The organism is Rahnella sp. BIGb0236, assembly GCF_004364755.1.
GTDB lineage: Bacteria > Pseudomonadota > Gammaproteobacteria > Enterobacterales > Enterobacteriaceae > Rahnella > Rahnella victoriana.
In genome coordinates this window covers 51,635-77,533 of the sequence record NZ_SOAO01000003.1, presented here as the reverse complement: position 1 = coordinate 77,533, position 25,899 = coordinate 51,635, and the positions used below count along the sequence as shown (strand labels likewise).

Annotated in this window: 25 protein-coding genes and 1 tRNA gene; 8 read left to right on the top strand and 18 right to left on the bottom strand. The window is 54.8% G+C overall.

What is annotated here, in order from left to right:
• Nucleotides 1-11: 11 nt before the first annotated feature.
• From EDF78_RS07240 to EDF78_RS07230, 3 genes are read right to left on the bottom strand one after another with little or no spacing between them, the layout of a single operon-like run.
• On the bottom strand, nt 12-731 hold the full coding sequence (locus tag EDF78_RS07240) for a DUF554 domain-containing protein (protein WP_095923112.1): 720 nt from the start codon (nt 729-731) through the stop codon (nt 12-14).
• Nucleotides 728-1,348 (bottom strand): UbiX family flavin prenyltransferase, encoded by a 621-nt coding sequence (locus tag EDF78_RS07235; protein ID WP_133822811.1) that lies wholly within the window; start codon nt 1,346-1,348, stop codon nt 728-730. Before EDF78_RS07235 ends, EDF78_RS07240 begins: the two co-directional genes overlap by 4 nt.
• A gap of 9 nt (nt 1,349-1,357) precedes the next feature.
• A complete protein-coding gene (locus tag EDF78_RS07230; protein ID WP_095923114.1) occupies nt 1,358-2,845 on the bottom strand; it encodes a UbiD family decarboxylase in 1,488 nt (495 codons plus the stop codon).
• Between the two features lie 155 nt (nt 2,846-3,000).
• On the opposite strand from EDF78_RS07230, the gene EDF78_RS07225 reads away from it, so the two are divergent.
• The 4 genes from EDF78_RS07225 (at nt 3,001) to paoC (ending at nt 7,754) form a co-directional block, all read left to right on the top strand.
• Nucleotides 3,001-3,891 carry a LysR substrate-binding domain-containing protein gene (locus tag EDF78_RS07225; protein WP_095923115.1) on the top strand — a complete coding sequence of 297 codons (891 nt, stop codon included), beginning with the start codon at nt 3,001-3,003 and terminating at the stop codon, nt 3,889-3,891.
• A gap of 174 nt (nt 3,892-4,065) precedes the next feature.
• Nucleotides 4,066-4,605, top strand: coding sequence for an aldehyde dehydrogenase iron-sulfur subunit PaoA (gene paoA, locus EDF78_RS07220; RefSeq protein ID WP_095923116.1), 540 nt, complete (start codon nt 4,066-4,068; stop codon nt 4,603-4,605).
• Nucleotides 4,602-5,552, top strand: a complete 951-nt coding sequence (locus EDF78_RS07215) for a xanthine dehydrogenase family protein subunit M (RefSeq protein ID WP_133822810.1) — start codon at nt 4,602-4,604, stop codon at nt 5,550-5,552. The genes paoA and EDF78_RS07215 overlap by 4 nt, the downstream gene beginning before the upstream one ends.
• A gap of 3 nt (nt 5,553-5,555) precedes the next feature.
• Nucleotides 5,556-7,754 (top strand): aldehyde oxidoreductase molybdenum-binding subunit PaoC, encoded by a 2,199-nt coding sequence (gene paoC / locus EDF78_RS07210; protein WP_133822809.1) that lies wholly within the window; start codon nt 5,556-5,558, stop codon nt 7,752-7,754.
• A 185-nt stretch (nt 7,755-7,939) separates the two neighbouring features.
• On the opposite strand, the gene EDF78_RS07205 is transcribed toward paoC, so the two are convergent.
• From EDF78_RS07205 to EDF78_RS07195, 3 genes are read right to left on the bottom strand one after another with little or no spacing between them, the layout of a single operon-like run.
• Complete coding sequence (locus EDF78_RS07205; protein ID WP_095923119.1) at nt 7,940-8,194, bottom strand: bacteriocin immunity protein; 255 nt, start codon at nt 8,192-8,194, stop codon at nt 7,940-7,942.
• A 37-nt stretch (nt 8,195-8,231) separates the two neighbouring features.
• Entirely contained in the window at nt 8,232-8,495 is a 264-nt protein-coding gene (locus EDF78_RS07200) for a colicin immunity domain-containing protein (RefSeq protein WP_131692858.1), read from the bottom strand.
• A gap of 26 nt (nt 8,496-8,521) precedes the next feature.
• Nucleotides 8,522-8,779 (bottom strand): helix-turn-helix transcriptional regulator, encoded by a 258-nt coding sequence (locus EDF78_RS07195; RefSeq protein ID WP_131692857.1) that lies wholly within the window; start codon nt 8,777-8,779, stop codon nt 8,522-8,524.
• A 112-nt stretch (nt 8,780-8,891) separates the two neighbouring features.
• On the opposite strand from EDF78_RS07195, the gene EDF78_RS07190 reads away from it, so the two are divergent.
• Nucleotides 8,892-9,068, top strand: coding sequence for a helix-turn-helix domain-containing protein (locus EDF78_RS07190; protein ID WP_133822808.1), 177 nt, complete (start codon nt 8,892-8,894; stop codon nt 9,066-9,068).
• A gap of 41 nt (nt 9,069-9,109) precedes the next feature.
• On the opposite strand, the gene EDF78_RS07185 is transcribed toward EDF78_RS07190, so the two are convergent.
• The 6 genes from EDF78_RS07185 to gpt form a co-directional block, all read right to left on the bottom strand.
• Nucleotides 9,110-9,185: transfer RNA gene (locus EDF78_RS07185), tRNA-Thr, on the bottom strand.
• Between the two features lie 158 nt (nt 9,186-9,343).
• On the bottom strand, nt 9,344-10,597 hold the full coding sequence (proA, locus tag EDF78_RS07180) for a glutamate-5-semialdehyde dehydrogenase (protein ID WP_133822807.1): 1,254 nt from the start codon (nt 10,595-10,597) through the stop codon (nt 9,344-9,346).
• Nucleotides 10,598-10,607: 10 nt separating this feature from the next.
• Nucleotides 10,608-11,711 carry a glutamate 5-kinase gene (gene proB, locus EDF78_RS07175; RefSeq protein WP_047610292.1) on the bottom strand — a complete coding sequence of 368 codons (1,104 nt, stop codon included), beginning with the start codon at nt 11,709-11,711 and terminating at the stop codon, nt 10,608-10,610.
• A gap of 123 nt (nt 11,712-11,834) precedes the next feature.
• Nucleotides 11,835-12,236 (bottom strand): sigma factor-binding protein Crl, encoded by a 402-nt coding sequence (gene crl, locus EDF78_RS07170; RefSeq protein WP_112290914.1) that lies wholly within the window; start codon nt 12,234-12,236, stop codon nt 11,835-11,837.
• Between the two features lie 63 nt (nt 12,237-12,299).
• Nucleotides 12,300-13,550, bottom strand: coding sequence for an esterase FrsA (frsA, locus tag EDF78_RS07165; RefSeq protein WP_095923126.1), 1,251 nt, complete (start codon nt 13,548-13,550; stop codon nt 12,300-12,302).
• Between the two features lie 177 nt (nt 13,551-13,727).
• Nucleotides 13,728-14,186 carry a xanthine phosphoribosyltransferase gene (gpt, locus tag EDF78_RS07160; protein ID WP_095923127.1) on the bottom strand — a complete coding sequence of 153 codons (459 nt, stop codon included), beginning with the start codon at nt 14,184-14,186 and terminating at the stop codon, nt 13,728-13,730.
• A 293-nt stretch (nt 14,187-14,479) separates the two neighbouring features.
• On the opposite strand from gpt, the gene pepD reads away from it, so the two are divergent.
• Nucleotides 14,480-15,940, top strand: a complete 1,461-nt coding sequence (gene pepD, locus EDF78_RS07155; RefSeq protein WP_133822806.1) for a beta-Ala-His dipeptidase — start codon at nt 14,480-14,482, stop codon at nt 15,938-15,940.
• Between the two features lie 103 nt (nt 15,941-16,043).
• Here the strand turns inward: pepD and dinB are convergent, their stop codons facing one another.
• Entirely contained in the window at nt 16,044-17,138 is a 1,095-nt protein-coding gene (dinB, locus tag EDF78_RS07150; protein WP_095923129.1) for a DNA polymerase IV, read from the bottom strand.
• A 281-nt stretch (nt 17,139-17,419) separates the two neighbouring features.
• On the opposite strand from dinB, the gene dpaA reads away from it, so the two are divergent.
• Nucleotides 17,420-18,145 carry a peptidoglycan meso-diaminopimelic acid protein amidase gene (gene dpaA, locus EDF78_RS07145; RefSeq protein ID WP_095923130.1) on the top strand — a complete coding sequence of 242 codons (726 nt, stop codon included), beginning with the start codon at nt 17,420-17,422 and terminating at the stop codon, nt 18,143-18,145.
• On the opposite strand, the gene EDF78_RS07140 is transcribed toward dpaA, so the two are convergent.
• Both EDF78_RS07140 and lpcA read right to left on the bottom strand, forming a co-directional pair.
• A complete protein-coding gene (locus EDF78_RS07140) occupies nt 18,116-18,883 on the bottom strand; it encodes a class II glutamine amidotransferase (protein ID WP_015696178.1) in 768 nt (255 codons plus the stop codon). The two genes, dpaA and EDF78_RS07140, sit on opposite strands and share 30 nt — an antisense overlap.
• Before the next feature lie 26 nt (nt 18,884-18,909).
• Nucleotides 18,910-19,491, bottom strand: coding sequence for a D-sedoheptulose 7-phosphate isomerase (gene lpcA / locus EDF78_RS07135; protein WP_013574283.1), 582 nt, complete (start codon nt 19,489-19,491; stop codon nt 18,910-18,912).
• A gap of 269 nt (nt 19,492-19,760) precedes the next feature.
• On the opposite strand from lpcA, the gene fadE reads away from it, so the two are divergent.
• The gene (gene fadE, locus EDF78_RS07130) at nt 19,761-22,229 is read left to right on the top strand and encodes an acyl-CoA dehydrogenase FadE (protein WP_133822805.1); all 2,469 of its coding nucleotides are present in this window, start codon (nt 19,761-19,763) and stop codon (nt 22,227-22,229) included.
• Nucleotides 22,230-22,440: 211 nt separating this feature from the next.
• On the opposite strand, the gene EDF78_RS07125 is transcribed toward fadE, so the two are convergent.
• The 3 genes from EDF78_RS07125 to mtnK all read right to left on the bottom strand — a co-directional run bounded on the left by EDF78_RS07125 (nt 22,441) and on the right by mtnK (nt 25,897).
• Nucleotides 22,441-23,835, bottom strand: a complete 1,395-nt coding sequence (locus EDF78_RS07125) for a carbohydrate porin (protein WP_095923133.1) — start codon at nt 23,833-23,835, stop codon at nt 22,441-22,443.
• A gap of 296 nt (nt 23,836-24,131) precedes the next feature.
• Nucleotides 24,132-24,602, bottom strand: coding sequence for a DUF1456 family protein (locus EDF78_RS07120; protein ID WP_095923134.1), 471 nt, complete (start codon nt 24,600-24,602; stop codon nt 24,132-24,134).
• Nucleotides 24,603-24,697: 95 nt separating this feature from the next.
• Nucleotides 24,698-25,897, bottom strand: a complete 1,200-nt coding sequence (gene mtnK / locus EDF78_RS07115) for an S-methyl-5-thioribose kinase (protein ID WP_119822732.1) — start codon at nt 25,895-25,897, stop codon at nt 24,698-24,700.
• Between the last annotated feature and the right edge of the window lie 2 nt (nt 25,898-25,899).

The window sequence follows — 25,899 nt, the reverse complement described above, 5'->3', positions numbered from 1 at the left end:
GGGTCGTTAATTCAGAAAAAATGTACCCATAAACTCGAAATCGGCATGGCCAGCACCAGCGCGGGCAACATGTTGGCGACCGGAAAGATTTTGATGCCGCAGATACGAAAACCGGTGGCGAACATCAATACACCGCCGACGGCAGAGAAATCCGCCTGCATTTCCGGCGTGGTCAGCGGCAGAATAAACACCGCGCCGTACGCCAGCAGCAACTGAATGATCAACTGCGGTACCGCGACGACGGCCACGGCAAAACCGAGCGTGGTGGCAAAAATGGCGGCAGTGAACAGATCGAGGAACGATTTGGCGATCAGCACGCTGGTATCGCCGGTCATGCCTTCATGCATGGAACCGAAAATCCCGGTGCCGCTGGCGCAGAACAACACGATAATCGCCACGTAGCTTTGCAGGAACTTCTCCTGAGATTCCTGATCGCCCGGATCGGATTTGACAAAAATCTCCACCAGACTGCGGGCTTTGCTGCCCAGCTTGCCGATGCCTTTCTCCAGATAACAGAGTTCGCCCAGCAACGCGCCGAGGATCACCGACAGCACCATCACCGGCATGTGGCTGACTTTCACCACCAGCACGATCCCCATACACATCGAGGCCGCCCCGAAAATAAGCGGCATGGAGTTACGCAGACGTTCCGGCAGGCGGTTACTGAGCAACGCGCCGACAATCCCGCCGAGCAAAACGGCAGAGCCGTTGATATAAGGTCCGATAATCACGGGTTATTACTCCTGGTCATTAACGTCATGTTTTCGCCCCAGCGGGGCAGATCGGCACAGTCCAGATCCAGCAGTCCCAGCGCCCGCGCCACGCTGTGCGCGATGATGTCTTCCACACTGGTAGGTCTGGCGTACAGGGCAGGAACCGGCGGAAAAACAATGCCGCCGCATTCCGTGACCTGTTGCATGTTGCGTAAATGCCCCGCGTGCAGCGGCGTTTCACGCACCATCATCACCAGCCGGCGTCGTTCTTTTAAAACGACGTCTGCCGCCCGGGTCAGCAGGTTATCCGTCAGGCCATTGGCCACAGCCGCCAGGGTATGCATTGAACATGGCGCCACCAGCATGCCGAGCGTACGGAACGATCCGCTGGCGATGGCCGCACCGACGGCGCGGAAGGGATACACCACATCCGCCAGATCGGCCACGTCCGCTTCGGTCAGCGTGGTTTCATGTTCCCGGTTGAGGTGCCCGGCCGGTGAAATCACCAGATGCGTTTCCACATCGAGCTGACGCAGGTAACGCAACGCCTGAACGCCATAGGAAAACCCGGACGCGCCGCTGATCCCGACAATCACGCGGGTTTTTTGGGGTGCCTTAAATGCAGACCCTGACATGCTGTCTCCTTATTTTTTGCTGAAGCCCGGAATAAAGCGGTTTACATCCACGTCGAGGAACTCGCTGCGCTGGAAATTCGCTTTCAGGTTGTAAGGTACTGTGCAGTCGAAAATGGTTTTGCAGGCAATACCGTGGTCGCGTACCGACGGGCTGAAAGCCGGATCGGAAGACGGATCGAGAGGATGGCAGCGCACGCCGGGAATAAACACCGTGCTGACGTCGCCCTGATAGCGGGTGGTCATCGCCCAGATCACGTCGTTGAGGTCGAACACATCGACGTCTTCATCCACCAGCATCACGTGTTTCAGCTCAGAGAAAGCAGCAAACGCCAGCAGTGCGGCCTGACGCTGACGACCTTCATCGGCCGCAAAGCGTTTTTTCACCTGCAACACCGCGAGGTATTTACCGGTACCCGGTGACGGGCAGTGAACGTTCTGCACAAAGCCCGGCAGCGCGCGTTCCACCATCTGCAAAATGCTGGCTTCGGTGGGAATACCGGCCATGTTGGTGTGTTCGTCGCTTGGTCCGATACAGGTTTGCAGGATCGGATGGCGGCGGTGCGTAATGGCTTTCACTTTAATCACCGGCACTTCAGCCTGCGCCGCACCGGTGTAACCCGGAAACTCTGGCATCGCTTTGCCGGTATTGGTGTTCTGATCTTCGCGGACGCGGTAGTTCGGCACCAGTTCACCTTCGATCACCACTTCGGCGTTGGCAATACCGCGCGCACTGACGGTCAGAGCATCCACCAGTTCGACGGCCTGATTACGCAGGCTGCCCGCGATAGACAGTTCGTCAAAGCCCAGCGGTGTGGTTGGCGGCTCAAAGCACGCACCGATTTCAATCGCCGGATCGACGCCGATGCTGATAGTGATCGGCAGCGGTTTGCCTGCGGCTTCGGCTTTCTGACGGAACACATCCAGATGGCGGCCGGGCACAAAATACATGGAGATTTCGTCTTTGCTCTGCACGCACAGACGGTGAATGGTGACGTCATGCTCGCCGGTTTCAGGGTCGGCGGCGTAGCACATGCCGAGGGTGAAATACGGGCCCGCATCTTCCGGCGTATTGGTCGGGGCTGGCAGAATTTTCAGAATGTCGAAATCCGGGTCGGTGGCCAGATGCACCACTTCCTGACAGACCGCTTTTTCACGCGGAATAACAATCGGCGGGATGGGATTCGACACGGAATCTTTCAGCATAAACGCCAGATTTTCCGGCGTGGTGCCAAACAGACGCGCCACACGTTTACGGGAAGACAGCAGGCCAATCAGCACCCGCATGTCGTTATACCCTTTGACCTTATTAAAGATCATCGCCGGACCGATTTGGGTCGGACGTTTCACGGTGCCGTGCGCACCGACGTAGCGGTATACACCGGATAACTCCGCAATCGGATCCACGGGCTCATCGGTGTAGATCAGTTCATCGTCGTACTGGCTTAACACCGCCAGCGCGGACCGCAGATCCGTCACTTTTATTTGTTCTTCAGACATCTTGTGCCCCTTAAAGTCATGTCATCGAGGATGCACCGGCAGGCTCTTCATCGCCGCTGCCCGGTCAGTTTGCAAAGGATCGGTGATAAGAGTCCAATAACAATACACCGCTCTTTGATAAGGGATTATTATGAGGAAAACGCACCGGAGGACGTATGGATTACCGACAATTACACTCGTTTGTGGTGCTGGCGGAAGTGCTGCATTTTGGTAAAGCCGCCATGCAGCTGAACATCGCCCAGCCCGCATTAAGTCAGCACATCAAGGCGTTAGAACAGTCACTGGGGATCCCGCTGTTCACCCGCGACAAGCGCCATGTGGCGCTGACCTTCGAGGGAGAGCAACTGGTCGAAGAAGCCCGCATCGCCATCACTCACTACGAGAAATTTCTCGAGAATGCGCGCAGTTTGCGGCTCGGGCATAAAGGGCAACTGAAACTCGGGTATGTCGGATCGTCGATTCTGGATCCGGCTCTGGCGCTGTTAATCAATGGTTATCGCAAGCACAAACCCGATATTGATATCGTCATTGAGGAACATAACGTTCACGAGCAGCTAACACTTTTGCTCAATTATCAGCTGGATATCGCCCTGGTGCGCTCGCCGGTGCCGCAATTTCCTGAGCTGGAATACCTTGATGTCGCCACCCGCCCGCTGATCGCCGTGCTGCCACGCAGCCACCCGCTCGGCTCCGGGCAAAAAATATCGCTCTCCTCGCTGTCAGATTCGCCGTTCCTTATCCAGAAAGATCCGCCGGGCGTTGGCCTCGGCTGGTCAGCAATAAATGCCTGTCAGCAGGCCGGATTCGTGCCGAAGAAAATTCAGTTTACGCGGGATGTGTCGGTAGCCATCGGGCTGGTGTCGATGGGCATGGGCGTGACGCTGGTGCCGGAGACGCAGCGGTCAGTGATGATCCCGGATGTGAACTACTGCTTCCTGACCGATCCCGGCGCAACCACCACGCTGACGCTCAGCTGGCAGCGGCATCTGAAAAATAAAGCCCTGACGGATTTCATCCGTTATGCGCGGGAACTGACCCATCCGTGACAGGCAAAAACGGAAAACTGAAAATGGGAACAGACTGAAGACGCCGTATTTCAGGATTACTCCCAACGCCATCGCCGACTATGCTTAAAGCTTCGTGATAAAAAAATGCCGTTAAGGCACCCGCGAAGTTTTCCCGTTTTCTGATTCATTTTGTCGAAATACCGGAGGTCTGGCATGAGCAACCATGACGAAGCAATCCACACATCCCACCTGAAACTGAAAATCAACGGCCAGATCCGCCAGCTGGTCGTGGATACGCGCACTACCCTGCTGGATGCGTTGCGCGAGAACCTGCAACTGACCGGCACCAAAAAGGGCTGCGACCACGGTCAGTGCGGTGCCTGTACGGTGATCGTCGATGGCCGTCGCATCAATTCCTGCCTGACGCTGGCCGTCATGCATCAGGACGCCGAGGTCACCACCATTGAAGGTCTCGGCACGCCGGATAACCTGCATCCGATGCAGGCGGCGTTTATCAGACACGACGGCTACCAGTGCGGTTACTGCACGCCGGGGCAGATCTGCTCCTCCGTTGCCGTATTGCAGGAGATCGAGGCGGGCATCCCGAGCCACGTCACGCTGGATCTGGTTTCCCCTCCGCCGCAATCCGCCGAAGAAATCCGCGAACGCATGAGCGGCAATATCTGCCGCTGCGGGGCGTATTCCAATATTCTTGCCGCGATTGAAGACGTCGCCGGAGGTCAAAAACCATGAAGGCTTTTACCTATGAACGGGTGCAAACGCCCGCCGATGCCGCCGGAAGCGCCTTACAACACCCCGGTGCCAAATTTATCGCGGGCGGCACCAACCTGCTGGATCTGATGAAACTAGAGATCGAACAACCTTCTCATCTGATCGACGTCAACGGACTGGCGCTGGATACCATTGAGCCTGACGGCAACGGCGGCCTGCGGATTGGCGCGCTGGTGCGCAATACCGATCTGGCCGCAGATTTACGCATCCGCCGTGACTATGCCGTGCTGTCGCGGGCGCTGCTGGCAGGGGCTTCCGGCCAGTTACGCAATCAGGCCACCACCGCCGGTAACCTGCTTCAGCGCACCCGCTGCCCCTATTTTTACGACACCAATCAGCCCTGCAATAAACGCAATCCCGGCAGCGGTTGCGCCGCCCTTAAAGGTTTCAGCCGACAGCACGCCGTTATCGGCGCAAGTGCAGCCTGCATCGCCACGCATCCGAGCGACATGGCCGTCGCCATGCAACTGCTCGATGCCGTGGTGGAAACCATCAACCCTGACGGCGCAGTACGCCGCATTCCGCTGGCTGATTTCTACCGTGCGCCCGGCGATACACCGCATCTTGAGACCGTGCTGGCTGCGGGCGAGCTGATCACCGCCGTCACCCTGCCGCCGCCGCTGCAAGGCACGCACATTTACCGCAAAGTCCGTGACCGCGCGTCGTACGCGTTCGCGCTGGTGTCCGTTGCCGCCATCGTTCAGCCCGACGGCACCGGCCGTGTCGCTTTCGGCGGCGTGGCGCATAAACCCTGGCGGCTGCCCGACGCCGATGCACAGGTGGCGCACGGCGCGGGAGAAGTGTATGCGCGGCTGTTTGCCGCTGCGCAACCGACGCCTGAGAACGCGTTCAAGCTGATACTGGCGAAGCGAACGCTCGCCTCCGTACTCACTGAAGCGAGGGCATAACCGATGAAATTCGACACGCCAGCAACAGACAATCCGATCGACCAGATGAAAGTGGTCGGTCGTGCGCATGACCGCATCGACGGACCGCTAAAAACCACCGGTACCGCGCCCTACGCCTATGAATGGCATGATGAAGTGCCCGGCGCCGCCTGTGGTTATGTGGTCGGTTCCGCCATTGCCAAAGGCCGGATCACCGCGATGGATCTGCATGACGCAGAACACGCACCCGGCGTGCTGGCGATCGTCACGGCGGCCAACGCCGGTAAGCTGGGCAAAGGCGACATGAATGCCGCCACGCTGCTCGGCGGCCCGCAGATTGAGCACTACCATCAGGCGATTGCCGTGGTGGTCGCGGAGACGTTTGAACAGGCACGCGCCGCTGCGTCACTGATCCACGTCGAATACCTGCGCGCGCCCGGTGCATACAGCCTTGCGGAGCAGAAGCCTGCCGTCACTACTCCGCCGGAAGATACGCCGGACAAAACCGCCGGTGATTTCGCCAGCGCCTTTGCCGCGTCACCGGTGCAACATGACGCTATCTACACCACGCCGGATCAGAGCCATATGGCGATGGAACCTCATGCCTCGCTGGCGGTGTGGGAAGGCGACAAGCTGATCCTGCGCACCTCGAACCAGATGATCGCCTGGTGCCGCAGTGAACTGGCCAAGACGCTGAATATCCCCGAAGAGAAAGTGCGGGTAATTTCGCCCTACATCGGCGGCGGTTTCGGCGGCAAACTGTTTCTGCGCAGCGATGCCGTGCTGGCGGCGCTCGGTGCCCGCGCCGTCAACAGGCCGGTGAAAGTCACATTGCCGCGCCCGATGATCCCGAACAACACCACGCACCGTCCGGCCACGCTTCAGCACATCCGCATCGCGACGGATGAGAAAGGTCAGATCACCGCCATCGCCCATGAGAGCTGGTCCGGCAATCTGCCCGGCGGCACACCGGAGACGGCGGTGCAGCAAAGTGAGCTGCTGTATGCGGGCAAAAACCGCCTGACCGGGTTGCGGCTGGCACAGCTGGATCTGCCCGAAGGCAACGCCATGCGCGCGCCCGGCGAGGCCCCCGGCCTGATGGCACTGGAAATCGCCATCGACGAAGTCGCGGAGAAAGCAGGTATTGATCCGGTGGAGTTTCGTATTCTCAACGACACGCAGGTCGATCCGCTCCATACCGAACGTTTCTTTTCACGTCGCCAGTTAATTGAATGTCTGCGCACCGGCGCGGAGAAATTTGGCTGGCACCGGCGCAACGCCACGCCTGCACAGGTTCGTGACGGACGCTGGCTGGTCGGCACCGGCGTCGCGGCAGGCTTTCGTAATAACCTGCTGGAGAAATCCGGCGCGCGGGTGCATCTCGACGCGCAGGGCAACGTGACGGTGGAGACCGACATGACCGATATCGGCACCGGCAGTTACACCATCATCGCCCAGACCGCCGCCGAGATGATGGGCGTTCCGCTGGAAAAGGTCGTGGTACGGCTGGGGGATTCTGACTTCCCGGTATCCGCCGGTTCGGGCGGCCAGTGGGGAGCCAATACGTCTACCGCCGGGGTGTACGCCGCCTGCATAAAACTGCGCGAAGCCATCGCGGAAAAACTCGGGTTTGATGCCGATAGCGCGGTGTTTACCGATGAACTGATTTGTCAGGGCGACCGCACCGCACCGCTTGCGGAAGCGGCGGCCAGCGGAACCCTCACCGTGGAAGACAGCATCGAATTCGGCGGGCTGGACAAGACGTTTCAGCAATCGACCTTTGCCGCGCATTTCGTGGAGGTCGGCGTGGATATCGCCACCGGCGAAACCCGCGTCCGCCGCATGCTGGCGGTCTGCGCCGCGGGCCGGATCCTCAATCCGAAAACCGCCCGCAGCCAGGTGATCGGCGCGATGACCATGGGCGTCGGCGCGGCGCTGACGGAAGAGCTGAACGTCGATAAAGAGCTGGGGTATTTCGTCAACCACGATCTGGCCGCCTATGAAGTGCCGGTACACGCCGACATCCCCGAACAGGAAGTGATTTTCCTCGACGACACCGATCCGGTTTCCTCGCCAATGAAAGCCAAAGGCGTCGGCGAACTGGGCCTGTGCGGCGTCAGCGCCGCCATCGCCAATGCCATTTATAACGCGACGGGCGTCAGGGTCAGGGATTATCCGGTGACGCTGGATAAACTGATTGGAGGATTGCCGGAGATTGAGTGAATGGGGAAGTGAGAAGCCATGCACTATCCACTTTGCACTTTAATGGGAGCCAAATGGCTCCCATGTTGCATAAGCAGGGATTGAGGCGACCGCTCTCATAACCCACCAAATTTAAACCGTGAGTATTCCTGTTATCCCAGACATAAAATAACCACTGAAAAACTGGTTCGCCATATTACAGAAAACTAAGATTTAAATAATGGTTTTCCGGCTGACACACGCCATTGCTTAATCTCAGCAATCACGCTCTCTGGCGTTACTATTTTATCGCCTTCAGGATAAAAAATTAAATCAGTACCTGAAGGATGCTCCGTAACCCGACTGAAATTATCCAGTAAGCTGTCCTGATATGACTCGCTGCCATGCACGTCGAAAATATCTTTCACCAGCGCAATAAATTCGGCTTCTGAGTAATCTTCAAACCTTTCTTTAAGGAGCATGATTTTTCCTTACGAGGCTACAGGCGGAACCTGGGATTTATTCGTTATCTAAAACAGACCGAACCCGCGCTTTAAGTTCATCAGCATCAAACTCATCCTTGTCACGATCATCATCAGGATTAAATTGATCCGCAAGACAGAAGATGGTCGAACATTTTTCACTGTCCTGATCGTTGTCTTTCTGCAAATCACCATTCTCACCCTCAGCTTTCCATAACATCTGATAGGGGTCAGCGAAATCTACAGCGGATATCTGGTCATCAGTAAATGTCCTGGCGAAAGCTAAAAGTTTCTGGCTCATATTTGGGCATCCTGCAAATGAACACACTACGATTGTTTTTTACTTTCATGAAATTCAATAATCAGCGCAGCAAGCTCGTCTTCTTCGGCATAAAGATAAGCCACAGGCACATCCAGCACTTTAGCTATTCGGCTGACAGTATCCTGATCTGGCTGATGCTTGCCTTTCTCATACTGATTCATGCGCGCACTTGATGAAGCCTCATCCAGACCAGCAAGCACGCCCAACTTGTATTGAGAAAGCCCTGCACGCAGACGCGCCTCCTTGAGTCTCTTGATCAACATGATGTCGGAGCCAACCTTTTTACTAAGTTATTCTTAGTTTTCTATTGTGTTATTTTTAAGCGCCGAGCATACTAAGGATAACTTAGTAATCACCATTATCCGGAGGTCTTACATGGCAGTTTCAAAAGATTGGCACACCGCTGACATAAATGCACTGGCAAGACCGTGGCCAAAAGGTGAAATGATCATTGCAAAGACGATTGGGATTGAGGCAAAAGAGATCTGGCCGAGTCGTTACTTTGATGGAAAGACAGGAACTAAAATAAACAGAAATCTGAGAGGAAAATAAATTAATTGTTTGTTTGATAATACAAGAGGTTAAAACAGAAATGGTGCCGACTACCGGAATCGAACTGGTGACCTACTGATTACAAGTCAGTTGCTCTACCTACTGAGCTAAGTCGGCATTTTGGAGTGTTACCGGGGAACTACGGGGTGCTAAATTAGTGAAATCTGACGCTGCCGTCAAGCCCCCTGCTGTGCGTTTGCTGCTTTTCTCATCACCCTGCATGAAATAGGGATTTAGCACCGGCTTCATGACGAAAAATCCACCGGTGCCACGCGTTACGGACGGACTAAATCGTCGCCGTAACCAATCCATTTGTAGGTCGTCAGGGCTTCTAATCCCATCGGGCCGCGGGCGTGCAGTTTTTGAGTACTGACCGCCACTTCTGCGCCTAAACCGAACTGTCCGCCGTCGGTGAAACGGGTGCTGGCGTTGACGTACACCGCCGAGGAATCCACTTCACGTACGAACCGGTCTGCGCTGCTGATGGAACGGGTGAGGATCGCATCCGAATGCTCGGTACCGTAGGTGCGGATATGCGCCACGGCGGCGTCCAGATCGTCGACAACCGTGACGTTCAGATCCAGTGACAGCCATTCATCCGAATAATCTTCTTCGGTGACCGCCAGCACTTTCGCCGGGCCATTTTGCAGATACGGCATCGCCGATTCGCTGGCGTGCAGCGTGACGCCTGCACGGTGCATTTTGTCGCTCAGTTCCGGCAGGAAACGGGCGGCGATCGCCTGATGCACCAGCACGGTTTCCAGGCTGTTACAGGCGCTCGGACGCTGCACTTTGGCGCTTTCCAGCACGGTCAGCGCTTTGTCGAAATCTGCGCTTTCATCCACAAATGTATGACACACGCCGATACCGCCGGTGATCACCGGAATGGTGGATTGTTCGCGGCACAGTTTGTGCAGCGCCGCGCCACCGCGTGGGATCAGCATGTCGACGTATTTGTCCAGGCGCAGCAGTTCCGCGACCAGTGCGCGATCGGGGCTGTCAATCGCCTGAACCGCCGCTTTCGGTAATCCGCATTCTTCCAGCGCCATCTGGATGACGTTAACCGTCGCCTGATTAGTGTGGTGCGTTTCTTTGCCACCGCGCAGGATCACGGCGTTGCCGGTTTTCAGGCACAGGCTGGCGACATCAATGGTGACGTTCGGGCGCGCTTCATAAATCACGCCGATCACGCCGAGCGGCACACGGCGGCGTTCGAGACGCAAACCGCTGTCCTGCTGTGAACCATCAATCACCTGCCCGACCGGATCGCTCAGGCGGCAGACATCACGCACGTCGCTGGCAATCGCCGATAAACGCGCGGGCGTCAGCAGCAGGCGGTCTAATAGGGCCTCGCTCATGCCGCTTTCGCGGGCGGCGGACATGTCGAGTTCGTTGGCAAGAATAATGCTCTGGCTGTTGGCCTCAAGCATGTCGGCCATCAGCATCAGCGCACGATTTTTCTGCGCGGTGCTGAGGGTGGAGAGCTGCCAGGACGCGGCTTTCGCGGCCCTGCCCATCTCGTTAAGCATCTGTGGCTCCTTAACTGACAATCATGTCGTCACGATGCACGGCAACCGGGCCGTATTCGTAACCGAGAATTTCGCTGATCTGCTGAGAGTGATGACCGGCAATCATGCGCATCGCATCGCTGTTATAGCGGCTGACACCGTGCGCAAGATCGCGTCCGTTCAGATTGCGGATGCGGATCACTTCGCCACGCGAGAAATCGCCTTTTACGTCGCGGATACCTTTTGGCAGCAGTGAACTGCCGCGCTCCATCATGGCGGACACCGCGCCGTCGTCGATAGTAATTTCACCGGCAGGCGGTGCGCCGAAGATCCAGCGTTTACGGTTCTCCAGCGGCGTTTCCATCGCGTGGAAACGTGTGCCGACGGACACGCCGTTAATCACATCGCCAATCACGCCCGGCAGGCTGCCTGCGGCAATAATGGTATCAACGCCCGCACGGCACGCGACATCCGCCGCCTGCAATTTGGTTGCCATGCCACCGGTGCCCAGACCGGAAACGCTGTCACCCGCCACGCCGCGCAGTTCGTCATCAATGGTCATGACTTCACGGATTAACTCGGCCTGCGGATTGGTGCGCGGATCGGCGGTAAACAGACCGCGCTGATCGGTCAGCAGCAGCAGTTTATCGGCCCCGGCCAGGATCGCCGCCAGCGCGGAAAGGTTGTCGTTATCGCCGACTTTGATCTCTGCGGTGGCGACGGCATCGTTTTCATTAATCACCGGCACGATATGGTTATCGAGCAGCGCATGCATCGTGTCGCGGGCGTTCAGGAACCGCTCGCGGTCTTCCATGTCGGCGCGCGTCAGCAGCATCTGACCAATGTGGATGCCATAAATCGAGAACAATTGCTCCCACAGCTGGATCAAACGGCTTTGCCCGACGGCAGCCAGCAGTTGTTTGGAAGCAATGGTGGCGGGGAGTTCGGGGTAGCCAAGATGTTCACGCCCGGCAGCAATCGCGCCCGACGTCACAATCACAATCCGATGCCCTGCCGCATGTTGCTGCGCGCACTGGCGGACAAGCTCAACAATGTGAGCACGGTTGAGGCGGCGTGAACCGCCAGTGAGCACGCTGGTGCCCAGTTTTACAACCAGTGTCTGGCTACCACTCATAATCGTTCCATTAGTGTGAATAAGAAGTGCTTCTGTGTCTTTTTTAACAGGGGAGAAGCGTTATGCCAACCGGCATAACGCTATAATAGCAGCATTCAGTATGGGAATGGGTAGTACAGAAGGTCAGGCGGAGAGCTTCACCGGTTCTTCGCTGAAATCATCAGCAGGTTCCAGTTTGAGGGACATCTCTTCAATCATCTTGTTGAGATTCTTGTGGAACCCTTTCAATGTCGTCTCAAGCTTCTCACGCACTTCAGCATCTTTAATGTTTTGCGCTTTCCAGATGCCGTCTTTGTCGAATAATCCGAAATGATACACATAGGTAAAACGTTCAGCTTCAGCCTGCAACTCAATCCACCAGCCCCAGAACTCACGCTTCTCCGGCGCTGGCTTCACGTTGACACACACCGCTAAGCAGTCGAAGAAAAAGCGGTCGTTCTCGCATTTTCCTTCTCTGATGTACGGCCCGAGCGTACCGAAACGTTTCATTAGCCTGCTTTTAGGATGACCACTTGGTAACGTCATAGTACTACCTCCATATAAAGACGATCCTTTTTAGCAAAACGTTAAGAATTAGCAACCGTTAAGTTACTGCATTCTCTTCTGCAACCATCCGCAAATCTCATGTAACGCCGTGTCAAAATGCTCGTAAAGCGGCTCACTGTGGATGGTTAAAATCTTGCCGTCAGACGACGAATCCGCAATCAGCTTAGCCTCGCTCTTCGGGCTGAAGATGTCATTCTCCCAGTACGCGGCCAGCATTGGCGTCGGGGTTCTGCGCCCGAGCAGCCCCTGCGTTTTCAGAGAATACCGATTAAGTTCGGTTTTCAGCGCGGAATCGGAGGCGCTCGACATGCCGAGGCGGCTCGCCAGCACGTCCATATACATATCCGGTACCTGTTCCTGACATTTAGGATCGCTCAGCAGCGTATGCACCAGCGCGCCCAGCGTGGCGACGGCCCGCACGCGGCGCGGTTCGAGATAAGCCAGACGTACGGCCACGTTCGCGCCGAAACGGTAACCGAGCAAACTGACACGGCTGGCATCGACCCACGGCACATCCGGCAATTGCATCAGCACCTGCTGATGCAGGAAGCTGGTGTCTTGTGTCAGTTTCCACTTCGCCGAGAACCCGATGGACGGCATGTCGATGGTCAGCATCGCAATGCCCATCGGGGCGAGATAAGAGCGGAACAGCCGCTGATGGTCACTTTGTAATGTGTCCAGACCGCCGCAGACCATCACTGTCGGGAACGGTGCCTTGCCTTCATTCGGCAGATGCAGGAAACCGGTGATCGGCGCGCCGCCGGGGATTTTAAATTCCAGCTCTTTCAGTTCATACGACGAATGCTCAGAGGATTTTTCAAACGCTTTGTTCGCCAGCGCCTCGGCCTGTTCCGCCAGCGTATCGCCTTTCAGATGCGGATAACCGGCGATGCTGTAGAGGTTGGCGGCTTTCAGCCAGTATTCGCTGGCAATCTCAGCATCGGTTTCTTCAGCGGCTTTTTGCTGCCAGTGCATCGCCTGATTTGACCATTCGTAGATCCAGTTGCCGTTGCGGTAGCCAATCACGGTGTCGAGCAATAACGGATCGCTGTGTTCAGCTTTCGAGACCGCAATACGCGACAGCACTTCTTCCACTTCCAGCGGATCAACCCCGCGCCACATCCACATCAGACGGTTGATCGTGCGGTACCAGCAATTGACCGTGTCGCCTTCCAGCGCAGAGTGCATCGGCGGGTGCGTATTATGGTGATGAACGCGATGAACCAGCGTCGACGTTTCAGGATATTTAAAGGAAGGTTTAAACAGTTTTTCCGTAAGATTGGCTGGAGCCATAATGCAAGATCCTCCGTTAGCAAGCAGCAGGTCGCCCGCAGGCGATCATTTCTGGACGGGATTATAACCCGCCCACGTTGCGACATGTGAGGTGTGAGGTCAAGCGGAAAGGATTTCAAGTCAACAAAAGCAAAACGCCCGGCAATAAGCCAGGCGTTTATAAACACTAAGGGGAAATTACTTACCCACTAATGGAGGCACAAAGATGACCCCCATATCCCACGGCTGCTCGATCCAGGTGTTCTGCGGGATGTCTACCACGTAGTCATCGACCAGCGGTGCGCCCGCCGGTTTGGCGAAGATAGTGATGAAATGCGCTTTCGGATACATTTCGCGGATCGCTTTCGCGGTGCCGCCGGTATCAACCAGATCGTCGATCACGATGAAGCCTTCACCGTCGCCTTCTGCGCGTTTCAGCACCTGCATTTCGCGCTGATTATCATGGTCGTAGCTGGAGATACACACGGTATCCACATGGCGGATGCACAGCTCGCGAGCCAGCAACGCTGCAGGGACCAGACCGCCACGGCTGACGGCAATAATGCCTTTCCATTGTTCTGCCGGCAGCAGGCGTTTAGCCATGGTACGGGCGTGGATTTGCAGCATGTCCCAGGTTACAACGTATTTTTCGCTCATAAAGGTGTCCCAGCCAGTGAATTATCGGCTTCTAAAAAAATAATGGGGGGAAAAAAGGTTGCGCGAGATTATAGTGAGTCCGGCTCACAAAAACCAGTGGTTATCTGGCCTCAGCGACCCAAAAATCCCGGAATTTCTCCCCGCGCCCGCGCACAGGTTAAGATTAAGTGATATTCTGTCAGGCCACTCGCCACACAGTCTGGCGGGGATTACTTAACCTTAAATCTACAGCATCTCAATCAGTTCCCCTGCAAATGGAGCCTGAATGAGCTGACTGTTACAGGAGACTTATAGTGTCTGAACTGTCTCAGCTTTCGCCACAACCGTTGTGGGATATTTTTGCCAAAATCTGTTCTATTCCGCACCCTTCTTACCATGAAGAAGAACTGGCAAAACACATCGTTGAATGGGCACAGGAAAAAGGTATCCACGCTGAGCGTGATGAAGTTGGCAACATTTTGCTGCGCAAACCGGCCACCAAAGGCATGGAAAACCGCAAAGCCGTTGCCCTGCAGGCGCACCTCGACATGGTGCCGCAGAAGAACAACGATACCGTTCACGATTTCACTAAAGATCCGATCCAGCCGTTCATCGAAGACGGTTGGGTAAAAGCCCGCGGCACCACGCTGGGTTCTGACAACGGTATCGGTATGGCGTCCGCGCTGGCGGTGCTGGCTGATGACAGCGTAGAACACGGCCCGCTGGAAGTGCTGCTGACCATGACCGAAGAAACCGGCATGGCGGGCGCATTTGGCCTGCAACCAAACTGGTTACAGTCTCAAATCCTGATCAACACCGATTCCGAAACCGAAGGCGAAATCTACATGGGTTGCGCCGGCGGGATTGATTTTACTGCCACACTGCCCCTGAGCCGTGAAGCGGTACCGGCTGGTTTCACCACGCTGAAACTGACCCTGAAAGGTCTGAAAGGCGGCCACTCCGGCGCTGAAATCCATTTGGGTCTGGGCAACGCCAGCAAACTGCTGGCACGTTTCCTGGCTGACAACACCGACGCGCTCGGCCTGCGCGTGCTGGACTTCACCGGCGGTACACTGCGTAACGCGATCCCGCGTGAAGCGATCGTGACGTTAGCAGTTGCAGCGGATAAAGCAGACGCACTGAAAGCGGCAGCTCAGGAATTCCTGGCGACCATTCAGTTCGAACTGTCTGCGGTAGAGAAGAAAATTGCTCTGGTGGTGGAAGCGGCTGAAAGCAACGCGAAAGCGCTGACCGCTGAAACTCAGGGTAAATTCCTTGCCCTGCTGAACGCGACGCCAAACGGCGTGATCCGCATGAGTGATGACGTGAAAGGCGTGGTAGAAACCTCGCTGAACGTCGGTGTGGTCACCATGAAAGATGACGAAGTGGCGATCAACAGCCTGATCCGCTCTCTGATCGACAGCGGCAAAGAATATGTGGTCAGCATGCTCAATTCACTGAGCGAACTGGCAGGCGCGAAAAGTCTGGCAAAAGGCAGCTACCCTGGCTGGAAACCTGAGCCAAGCTCACCGGTAATGACGCTGGTGCGTGAAACTTACCAGACGCTGTTCAACAAAACCCCGAACATCATGGTGATCCACGCCGGTCTGGAATGCGGTCTGTTCAAAAAACCGTACCCGGACATGGACATGGTCTCCATCGGGCCAACCATCACCGGCCCGCACTCGCCGGATGAGCAGGTTGAAATCGCCAGCGTCGAGCTGTACTGGAAACTGCTGACGGCGCTGCTGAAAGCGATTCCTGAACGCGGTTAATTTTTGCACCCTCCCCTGCGAAGGGGAGGGCTGGGGAGGGCTGGGGTGGGGTATTAAAGCAAAATCAGTTGATTGAAGTTTTCTCAGGCATTGATTTTGCCCGCTAAACCCCCTCCCAGCCTCCCCCTTCGCAGGGGGAGGAGTTTAAATCTAACAATAGCTGCCGCTCTATCTGCGGATCCTGTAACGTCACATGCAATCCCACCAGTCTGACTCCCCTTCCGCCGCGCCGCTGTTCCCACGCTTCCCGCGCGACTTTCAGTAAATCCTCTTTATTCAGCACCGGCCAGACGTGTTCCTGCGTCGTCTGCTGGAAATCATGGAATTTGAGTTTGACCCCCTGCCGGGCGATGCGCAGTTCCGGGCTTACGCGAAGCAGGCGTCTGTGCAACTCAGGATACAAACGGTCGATCAGCGCCACGCACTCTTCCCAGCTGTGAATATCTTCGGCCAGCGTACGTTCCACACCGACCGATTTGCGCAAGCGTTCGGGAGAAATCTCACGCTCGTCGATGCCCTGACAACGCTCCCATAAGACGCGGCCAAATTTGCCAAAACGTTTAAGTAATTTAGCCAGATCATAACGTTGCACATCGCCGCAGGTGATTAACCCCTGCTCCTGCAAACGCTGGGCGGTGACTTTGCCGACGCCGGGGATTTTACTCAGCGGCAGATCCTGTAAAAACGCCTCCACTTTATCGGGTGTGATAACAAACTGGCCGTTGGGTTTGTTCAGATCCGAGGCGATTTTTGCCAGAAATTTGATCGGCGCAATGCCCGCTGACGCCGTCAGGTTGATCTCATCAAAAATGGCCTGACGAATTTCGGCGGCGATAAGCGTCGCAGAACCGTTGCATTGAGTCGCGTCGGAAACATCCAGATAAGCTTCGTCGAGTGACAGCGGTTCGATCAATGGCGTATAACGCGCGAAGATTTCACGAATGTGGTCAGAGGCCTCTTTATACGCGTCCATTCGGCCGGGAATGACTTTCAGGTGCGGACACAGTTTCAGGGCCATGCCGGTGGGCATTGCGCTGTGGACGCCGAACTTGCGGGCCGGATAATTGGCGGTGCTGATGACGCCACGGCGGTCACGACTGCCGCCGATAGCAATAGGAATGTCGCGCAGGGAAGGATCATCGCGCATCTCGACGGCCGCGAAAAAGCAGTCCATATCCACATGAATGATTTTACGCATAGCCCTCCCCCAATGACTGTATAAGTATACAGTTGAGTGAGGAGATTTCCAACACAGAAAATGTTGGTTAATTTCGCTTAATTAATCACCATTGATGGCAACGTAATAAATTTCCGATATCGAAACTCATTATTCATTATTTGGTGATTGCTAAAAAATTAATCAGTATTAATATGGCATCGTTTCAGACAGGCAGTACATAAGAAGAAAATCAGTGGCGGTCTTACAGGCACTTCAGCTGTAGACAACATAATCGACATTATTACCAAGCAGGATTTAGAATGATCAGAATCGCGCTGTTTCTTGCGATGCTCCTCAGTTTGCCTTTATTTACAGCAAATTACGCCGTGGCCAGCGATGCTGTTCCGGTCAACGCGACGCTTAAAAAGCAATTATTAGGCGCTCCGGTTTATATCCAGATCTTCAAACAAGAACGTAAACTCGAATTGTATGCCCAGCTCGACGGCGAATTTCGCCTGATCGGCAGCTATGGCATCTGCGATTTTTCCGGCGGTTTGGGAAATAAACGTCGCGAAGGTGATTTCAAAAGCCCGGAAGGTTTCTACAACGTGGATATTCACCACCTGAAACCCGACAGCCGCTTTTATCGCGCCATCAACATCGGTTTCCCGAATGCGTATGATATCTCGCAGGGGTATTCAGGTAAGTATCTGATGATCCACGGTAACTGTAAGTCTATCGGTTGCTATGCGATGACCGACGGCTATATGGACGAAATCTTCACCTACGTGCAGGCGGCATTCCAGTTCGGACAGCGTAATCTGCAAATCAGCATCTACCCGTTCAAAATGACCGATGCCAATATGAAAGCGCATAAGAACTCCAGCTACTACAGCTTCTGGAGCCAGTTGCAGCCGGGATATGCTTACTTTGAGAAACATCACCAGCCACCGAATGTTGTGGTGAGTGACGGTAAGTATGAAGTGTTGCAGCCATTGTCCAACACCCCGCTGTCTTCACAGCTGGCGTTCGCCCCGGTGAAATAACGCGAATTCGCCTGGAGCAATCTTGTTCCAGGTTTCGTTTGCCGTCAGCGGTTGCGTGGCAATCACGGTGACGACATCATCCGGTGTCGTCTGCTGCTGAAAATCAATTTCCACATCCTGATCCAACAACGTCGCCTTGCCAAAAGGTGCGCGCCGTGTGATCCAGTGCAGATTCGTTGAGCAGTACGCCATGACGAAATTGCCATCCGACAGCAACATGTTAAACACCCCTTTCTGCCGTAACTCATCAGCCAGCGACGCAATATAGCGAAACACCGGCGGCCAGCTTGCCGGGCGGCGTGGATAACGCTGCGTGAGTTTGTGCAGCAACCAGCAGAACGCGTATTCGCTGTCGGTCTGACCGACCGGACGCAGCGTACCGGTATCGAGCTGGCGGTAACCGCGAAGCTGACCGTTATGCGCGTAGGTCCAGTTGCGACCCCACAGTTCGCGGGTAAACGGATGGGTATTTTCCAGCGCCACTTCGCCACGGTTTGCCTGACGAATATGGGAAATCACCGCGCAGGATTTGATCGGGTATTCCTGAACAAGGCGGGCAATGGGCGAATTAAAACTGGGCGTCGGATCTTTAAAAGTACGACAGCCATTCCCTTCATAAAAGGTAATGCCCCAGCCGTCCTTATGCGGGCCAGTCCCGCCACCGCGCTGCACTAATCCACTGAAACTGAAACAAATATCAGTAGGAACGTTAGCGCTCATCCCGAGCAATTCGCACATCACCTGCCTCCTTTACGGCAAAAATCTTATGCCTTTGCCATTTCTTTTTCGATTAAGAGAATCAGGATATGAATCACTTTAATGTGGATTTCCTGCACGCGGTCAGCGAAACCAAAGTGCGGAACGCGGATTTCCACGTCGGCTGAGCCGTCCATTTTCCCGCCGTCTTTACCGGTCAGGGTGATGACTTTCATGCCTTTGGCACGGGCGGCTTCGATGGCTTTGATCACGTTGCCGGAGTTACCGGAGGTGGAGATGCCCAGCAGCACGTCGCCCTTCTGGCCAACCGCTTCCAGATAACGGGAGAAGATATATTCGTAGCCGAAATCGTTGCCGACACAGGAAATGTGGCTGACGTCAGAAATGGCGATGGCCGGATAGCCCGGACGGTTTTCACGGTAGCGGCCAGTCAGTTCTTCAGCGAAATGCATGGCGTCACAATGTGAACCGCCGTTACCGCAGGAAATCACTTTCCCGCCCGCTTTGAATGAATCTGCCAGCAGCACTGCTGCACGTTGAATAGACTCAATATTTGCCGGATCGCTGATGAATTTATTCAGCGTGTCAGCAGCTTCGTTCAGTTCAGTACGGATAATATCCTGGTACATAGCAGCCTCTTTTATGTCCATTTGCAGCCGGTTTCAACACGGCCGATAGCAATAAAACGTTCCGCCGTGCAGTTTAACGGAAAGCCGAAACTGCGAGAAGCAATGAAGCGGTAATGATTCCGATAGTTTCTGTTTTTGACCCATCGTGCGGCCGGTTTGTGAGCTGTGTTGTAATTAGTATGTAAACACATTGATAAAGAAATGAGCATGAACTAAAACCATTGTATCCCTACAACAGGTCAGACCTCCTACTACTCAGGAGCTTTACTATGATGGTTCTTAGCATTGTTGCATTTGTCGTGATCCTTGGTGCGTTGTTCTACCACAAGGTCAATCTTGCCTTCAGCAGCCTGATTTTACTGGCGTTTACGGCTGCTATGGGTGCCCTTAATCTGTGGACGCTGTGGCTGTTGCTGCCGCTGGCGATCATTCTTCTGCCCTTCAATATCCCGGCCCTGCGCCGTTCATTGTTCTCCGGCCCGGCACTTCGAACCTTCCGTAAAGTGATGCCCGCGATGTCACGCACGGAAAAAGAAGCCATTGAAGCCGGGACGACCTGGTGGGAAGGCGACCTGTTTGGCGGCAAGCCGGACTGGAAAAAATTGCAGGATTATCCTGAGCAGCAGCTGACGGAAGAAGAACAACGCTTTATTGACGGGCCGGTAGAAGAAGCCTGTCGCATGGCGAATGATTTCCAGATCACCCATGAACTGGCTGATTTGCCGCCGGAACTGTGGGCCTATCTGAAAAAACACCGTTTCTTCGCGATGATCATTAAGAAAGAATACGGCGGTCTGGAATTCTCCGCTTACGCTCAGGCGCGGGTGCTGCAAAAACTGGCCGGTGTGTCAGGTATTCTGGCGATCACCGTCGGCGTGCCAAACTCCCTCGGTCCGGGCGAACTGTTGCAACATTACGGTACGGAGGAGCAGAAAGATCACTATCTGCCGCGTCTGGCCGAAGGTCTGGAAATTCCGTGTTTCGCACTGACCAGCCCGGAAGCGGGTTCCGATGCCGGCGCCATTCCGGATTTCGGGATTGTGTGTAAAGGCCAGTGGCAGGGCAAAGAAGTGCTCGGCATGCGCCTGACCTGGAACAAACGCTATATCACGCTGGCCCCTATCGCCACCGTGCTCGGTCTGGCGTTTAAACTGAAAGACCCCGATCACCTGCTCGGCAACGAAACAGAGTTGGGCATAACCTGTGCGCTGATCCCGACCGACACCGCCGGTGTCGAAATTGGTCACCGTCACTTCCCGCTCAACGTGCCGTTCCAGAACGGTCCGACGCGCGGCAGCGATATCTTTGTGCCGATCGACTACATCATCGGCGGCCCGAAAATGGCCGGTCAGGGCTGGCGTATGCTGGTGGAATGTCTGTCTGTGGGCCGTGGCATCACCTTGCCTTCTAACTCGACCGGCAGCCTGAAATCTCTGGCGCTGGCGACCGGCGCTTACGCCTATATCCGCCGTCAGTTCAAACTGCCGATCGGTAAAATGGAAGGCATCGAAGAGCCGCTGGCACGCATTGCCGGTAACGCTTATGTAATGGATGCCGCCGCTACGCTGATCACTAACGGCATTATGCTCGGTGAAAAACCGGCCGTGCTGTCGGCTATCGTCAAATACCACTGTACTCACCGTGGCCAGCGCGCCGTGATGGATGCGATGGATATCACCGGCGGTAAAGGCATTATGCTCGGCAGCAGCAACTTCGTGGCCCGTACCTATCAGGGCGCGCCGATTGCCATCACCGTGGAAGGTGCCAACATTCTGACCCGCAGCATGATCATCTTCGGACAGGGTGCAATCCGTTGCCATCCTTACGTTCTGCGGGAAATGGCGGCGGCTGAGAAAAACGATCTGGTTGATTTCGACCGCGCGCTGTTCGGGCATATCGGCCACGTCGGCAGCAACAAAATGCGCAGTTTCTGGTTGGGTCTGACCGGCGGGCGCACCAGCGATACCCCGGTGAATGATCAAACCGCCCGCTACTATCAGCACATCAACCGTCTGAGTGCCAACCTGGCGCTGCTGGCCGATGTGTCGATGGGAGTGCTCGGTGGCAGCCTGAAACGTCGCGAACGCATTTCCGCCCGCCTCGGCGATATCCTCAGCCAGATGTATCTGGCGACAGCGACGCTGAAACGTTATGACGAAGAAGGCTGTAACGAAGCGGATTTACCGCTGGTGCACTGGGGCGTGCAGGATTGTCTGCATCAGGCCGAAGTGGCTATCGACGATTTGCTGCGTAACTTCCCGAACCGTTTTGTGGCCGGTGTGATGCGTCTGGTGATTTTCCCGCTGGGCCGTGCGCATTCCGCACCGTCTGACCGTCTGGATCACGAACTGGCGCGTATTCTTCAGGTGCCTTCTGCCACCCGCAGCCGTATCGGCCGTGGTCAGTATCTGACGCCAAGCGAGCACAACCCGGTCGGGCTGCTGGAAGAAGCCTTGCAGGATATTCTGGCCGCTGAACCGGTGCATAAACGTCTGTGTGACGCGATGGGTAAAAAACTGCCCTTCACCCGTCTGGATATTCTGGCGCAAAAAGGTCTGGATGCCGGTCATCTGAGCGCCGACGATGCCCGTATTCTCAGCCGTGCGGAAGAAAGCCGTCTGCGTTCAATCAACGTCGATGAGTTTGAACCGGATGAACTGGCCGCGAAAAAGCCGGAAGCGGAGAAAGACAGCGCAAAAAAGGATGAGGCGAAACCCCGCCACACCGAAGCTGCCTGAACCCATAATTAGCCGATAAAAAAGCCTGAGTGTTTACGCACTCAGGCTTTTTTTTGCATCCGATTCAGCGATTCAGTTTATCGGATTACCCTAGATAGTTCGTGCCACAGAAAGGCGGCAAAGCAAGTGAGTCCCGATGAGCTTACTCAAGTAAGTGATTCGGGCGAACACGCGCAGCCAACGCATCTGTGACGCGAAATATGACGGGTAATCAGAAGAAGTATTTGAAGCGGACCCGCGCCCCATACCTCTGATCGCTGTCGTCATCGCTGCTGTACGTTTTATCCGCTTCGAGCATGGAGACGTAGGCACCGAGATAGACGTTGAAGTTCTGCATATCCATCACGTTCGGGATCAGGTAACTGGCGTGAATGGTATGAATATCGTAGTCGCCCGGTTCATCAAACCAGTCATCGTCGTAGTCAGATGCGCGGACGCCATTAATATTAAAGTCTTCGATTTTGTTATGCGCGTAGATGTAACCCAGCTCGAAGCGTTTCCACAAGGCATTGGCCCCGACGGTGAAGTCTTTTTCATCCGACGCATCCATATACGCGGTACTCAGGTTCGCCACGATGCCGTTTTCAGGATCAGCTTTCTGGCCGTCCCAGGTCATCGTCATGCCGTAACCATTACGTTTGGACTGATCGACAAACTCGTCGCCATCTTTATAGCCATACGCATTGTTGACGACGTTGGTTTCCATCGCGGCTGCCACCGAGAAGACATCCCCTTTCCAGGCGATAATCGGGCGCAGGTAAACGGTGTTTTTATCATTATCAAGCTGATTGCCATGATAGTTGCGATCGGCATACAGCGACGTGCCGTCTTCCATCAGCGTATTCAGCTCGAAATACCAGTTGCCGAGATTTTTGTTCAGCAGGATGTTACCGCCGCTGTCACTGCGTCCGCGCCCTTCTTTCATCATGTAGACATAACCGTAGCCGTCGGCATACAGGTCATTGGCGGTGTTACCGGAATACTCAATGAAGGTATCCTGATTAAGCGGGAACATGTCGTAGGCTTCGAAGCGGCCGATTTTTGCCATCCAGTCTTTTTCTTCACCGAAGAAGAAGGCAGCATCATCCACACCCATCGAGCCGTTTAAATTGGCGGTCGGCTGGACGGAGAAACCAGAGAACTGGCCATTATCATTACGGCGATAACCGTCAAGACCGATTAATAAACGACCATTCACATCCCAGCGTTCATTATTTCCGTCGCGGAAATTTTTATTATCCTCGGTTCTGATGGAGGTTAATTGTCCACTGCGGCTTGCGCCGTCGACATTAAATTCAACATCGCCGTAAAGTTTTAAATTATCAAAACCATTAAGTGTTAACAGTTTGTCTTTCGATATTCCATCTTGTTTAACTTCTACCGGCGTGGCTTCTTTCACGCTGGCAATTTCCTGTTCGCGTTTAACATCCTGCTTCGTCAGTTGCTGGATTTGTTTCTCCGCCGTTTCCGCGCGCGCTTCTGCCTGCTGAAGACGCTGTTCAAGCTGCGCCATGCGGGCTTCCAGACTGGCTGATGAACCCGCTGCCAGTGCCGGAGCAGACACAGCCAGCCCGACTAATAAAGCCAACGTTTTAATCTTTGTCATAATTAAGATGTCCTTTCAATACAAATTAAATTCGCCGTTTTAAAATAAACGGTGTTATTTCATTTTTATTAAAGTACTGCCCAGAGGTTTCATAATGAGAACAGAAGATAGTTTCCGGAGGAATAATCTGTCAAAAATAAAATCGGGGAAACGTGAAGTAAAACTGTAATAACGAAATTACATCACTGGAAAACCAATAAACGTAAAACGGGGCGCTTTTTTCATAAAAGCACCCCGCTTATTATTATTTCTAATACACACCATCAGATATATTAAGCTGGCGAATATTTAATAGCTTAGCCTTTTTTCGGACGGACTTTCGCCGTCAGCCCTTTCAGGAAATAACGCATCACCTGATCGCCGCACGGACGGTAGTTTTTGTGGCCTTCTTTGCGGAAAAATGCGCTCAGTTCGCCTTCGGACACTTTGAAATCAGCGGCAGTCAGGACAGAAATCATGTCTTCGGTTTTCAGTTCAAACGCCACGCGCAGTTTTTTCAGCATGATGTTGTTGGTCAGGCGCTTTTCTACTTCCGGTGCCGGGAAGCGATCGTCTTTACCGCGTTTAAAGGTGATCAGACCATTCAGGAAGTTCGCCATCACTTCGTCCGGCACTTCCATATACCCTTCTTCATCTTCTTTTTTCAGATAGCGGGACATCACTTCAGGGCTGACAGGCGTACCTGTGGTTTTAAGGATCTCGATCAGCTGGCCTTCGCTTAAATCCAACATGTAGCGCACGCTGCGTAAGACATGGTTATGCATCATAATTCTGTATTCCTGTTAAAAGTAAACCGAGGAAATGCCACCGGGTTTACCCCTACGCACCTCGAAGGCGGGCATTATACAAGAAACTTACAGGATTAGCTGAACTGACGGATCCGCGCAATAAGTGACTCCACATCGCCGATTTGTTGTGCAGTGAGGATCAGTTTTTGGCCGAGACTCAGCGCATGACGCTGGCAGTCTGCGCGCATCGCCGCATCTTTAATGGTATCGAGATCGGCCACGTGCGCCAGCCCGATGGTGCGGCGGATCAGCTCCGCGCCGCAGTAGCCGACGGCATCGTGCCAGACGTCCTGCAGAAAGACTTCCGCATAGCCCGGCTCCGCCAGCGTCGGATCCTGTGATTTATCCCGCGCCAGTTGCAGGAAACGCTCTGAGAAACTCAGCCACAGATCACGGACATCCTTCAGACGCTGTTCACGTCCGTCCGCCGCCTCACGCACGCCGACCAGCCCCGGCAGACCGCAGTAGTTCAGCAGAAGATTGCCGAGGGCAGAACCGGGATCAAAGCCCATCGGGCCGTAATACCCGAATTCTGCGTCGATGGCTTTCAGTTTGCCTTCGGCCACAAAAATCGACCCGCTGTGAATATCGCCGTGCAGTAACGCTTCGGCCTTGCTCAGGAAACGATGTTTCAGCGCGGCGACCGCCAGACGCAGCGGTTTATCTTCGCGCAGCGCGTTCACTTCCGGCTGCAAAATGGCGTCAAAATTATTGCGCTCGTGATCGACATACGGATCGGTGAAGAACAGATCTTCGGTGATCTGACACAATTCCGGGTTGGTGAAACGCGCGACTTCGGCTTTTTTGACCTGCGCGTTCTGGCAGAAATCAGAAGTATGGAACAGCGTCTGCGCCAGATATTCACCCAGCTGCGCGCACGCCTGCGGGTAATATTTTCCCTGCACCAGTTCACTGCGCCAGATGTGATGATCCGACAGATCTTCCTGCACCATCACCGCCAGTTCCGCATCATGATGCAACACCGTCACCGTATGCTGCGGGCAATGCTGGCCGTGAATAATCAGGGTTTCGGCTTCGATGCGCGCCCGGTCTAACGTCAGCGGCCAGGATTCACCCACGCAACGCACGTAAGGCAGCGCCTGTTTCACAATCACCCGGCTTTTGCCCGTGGTATCACGGATCTTAAACACCAGATTCAGGTTTCCGTCACCGATTTCATCGGCCGTCACCAGGGATTGCGGATCCGCCACACCGCCAAACTGGCGGGCATATTCAACGGCATCTTCAGCGGTAAACGTGTAGTAGCGCGACATCC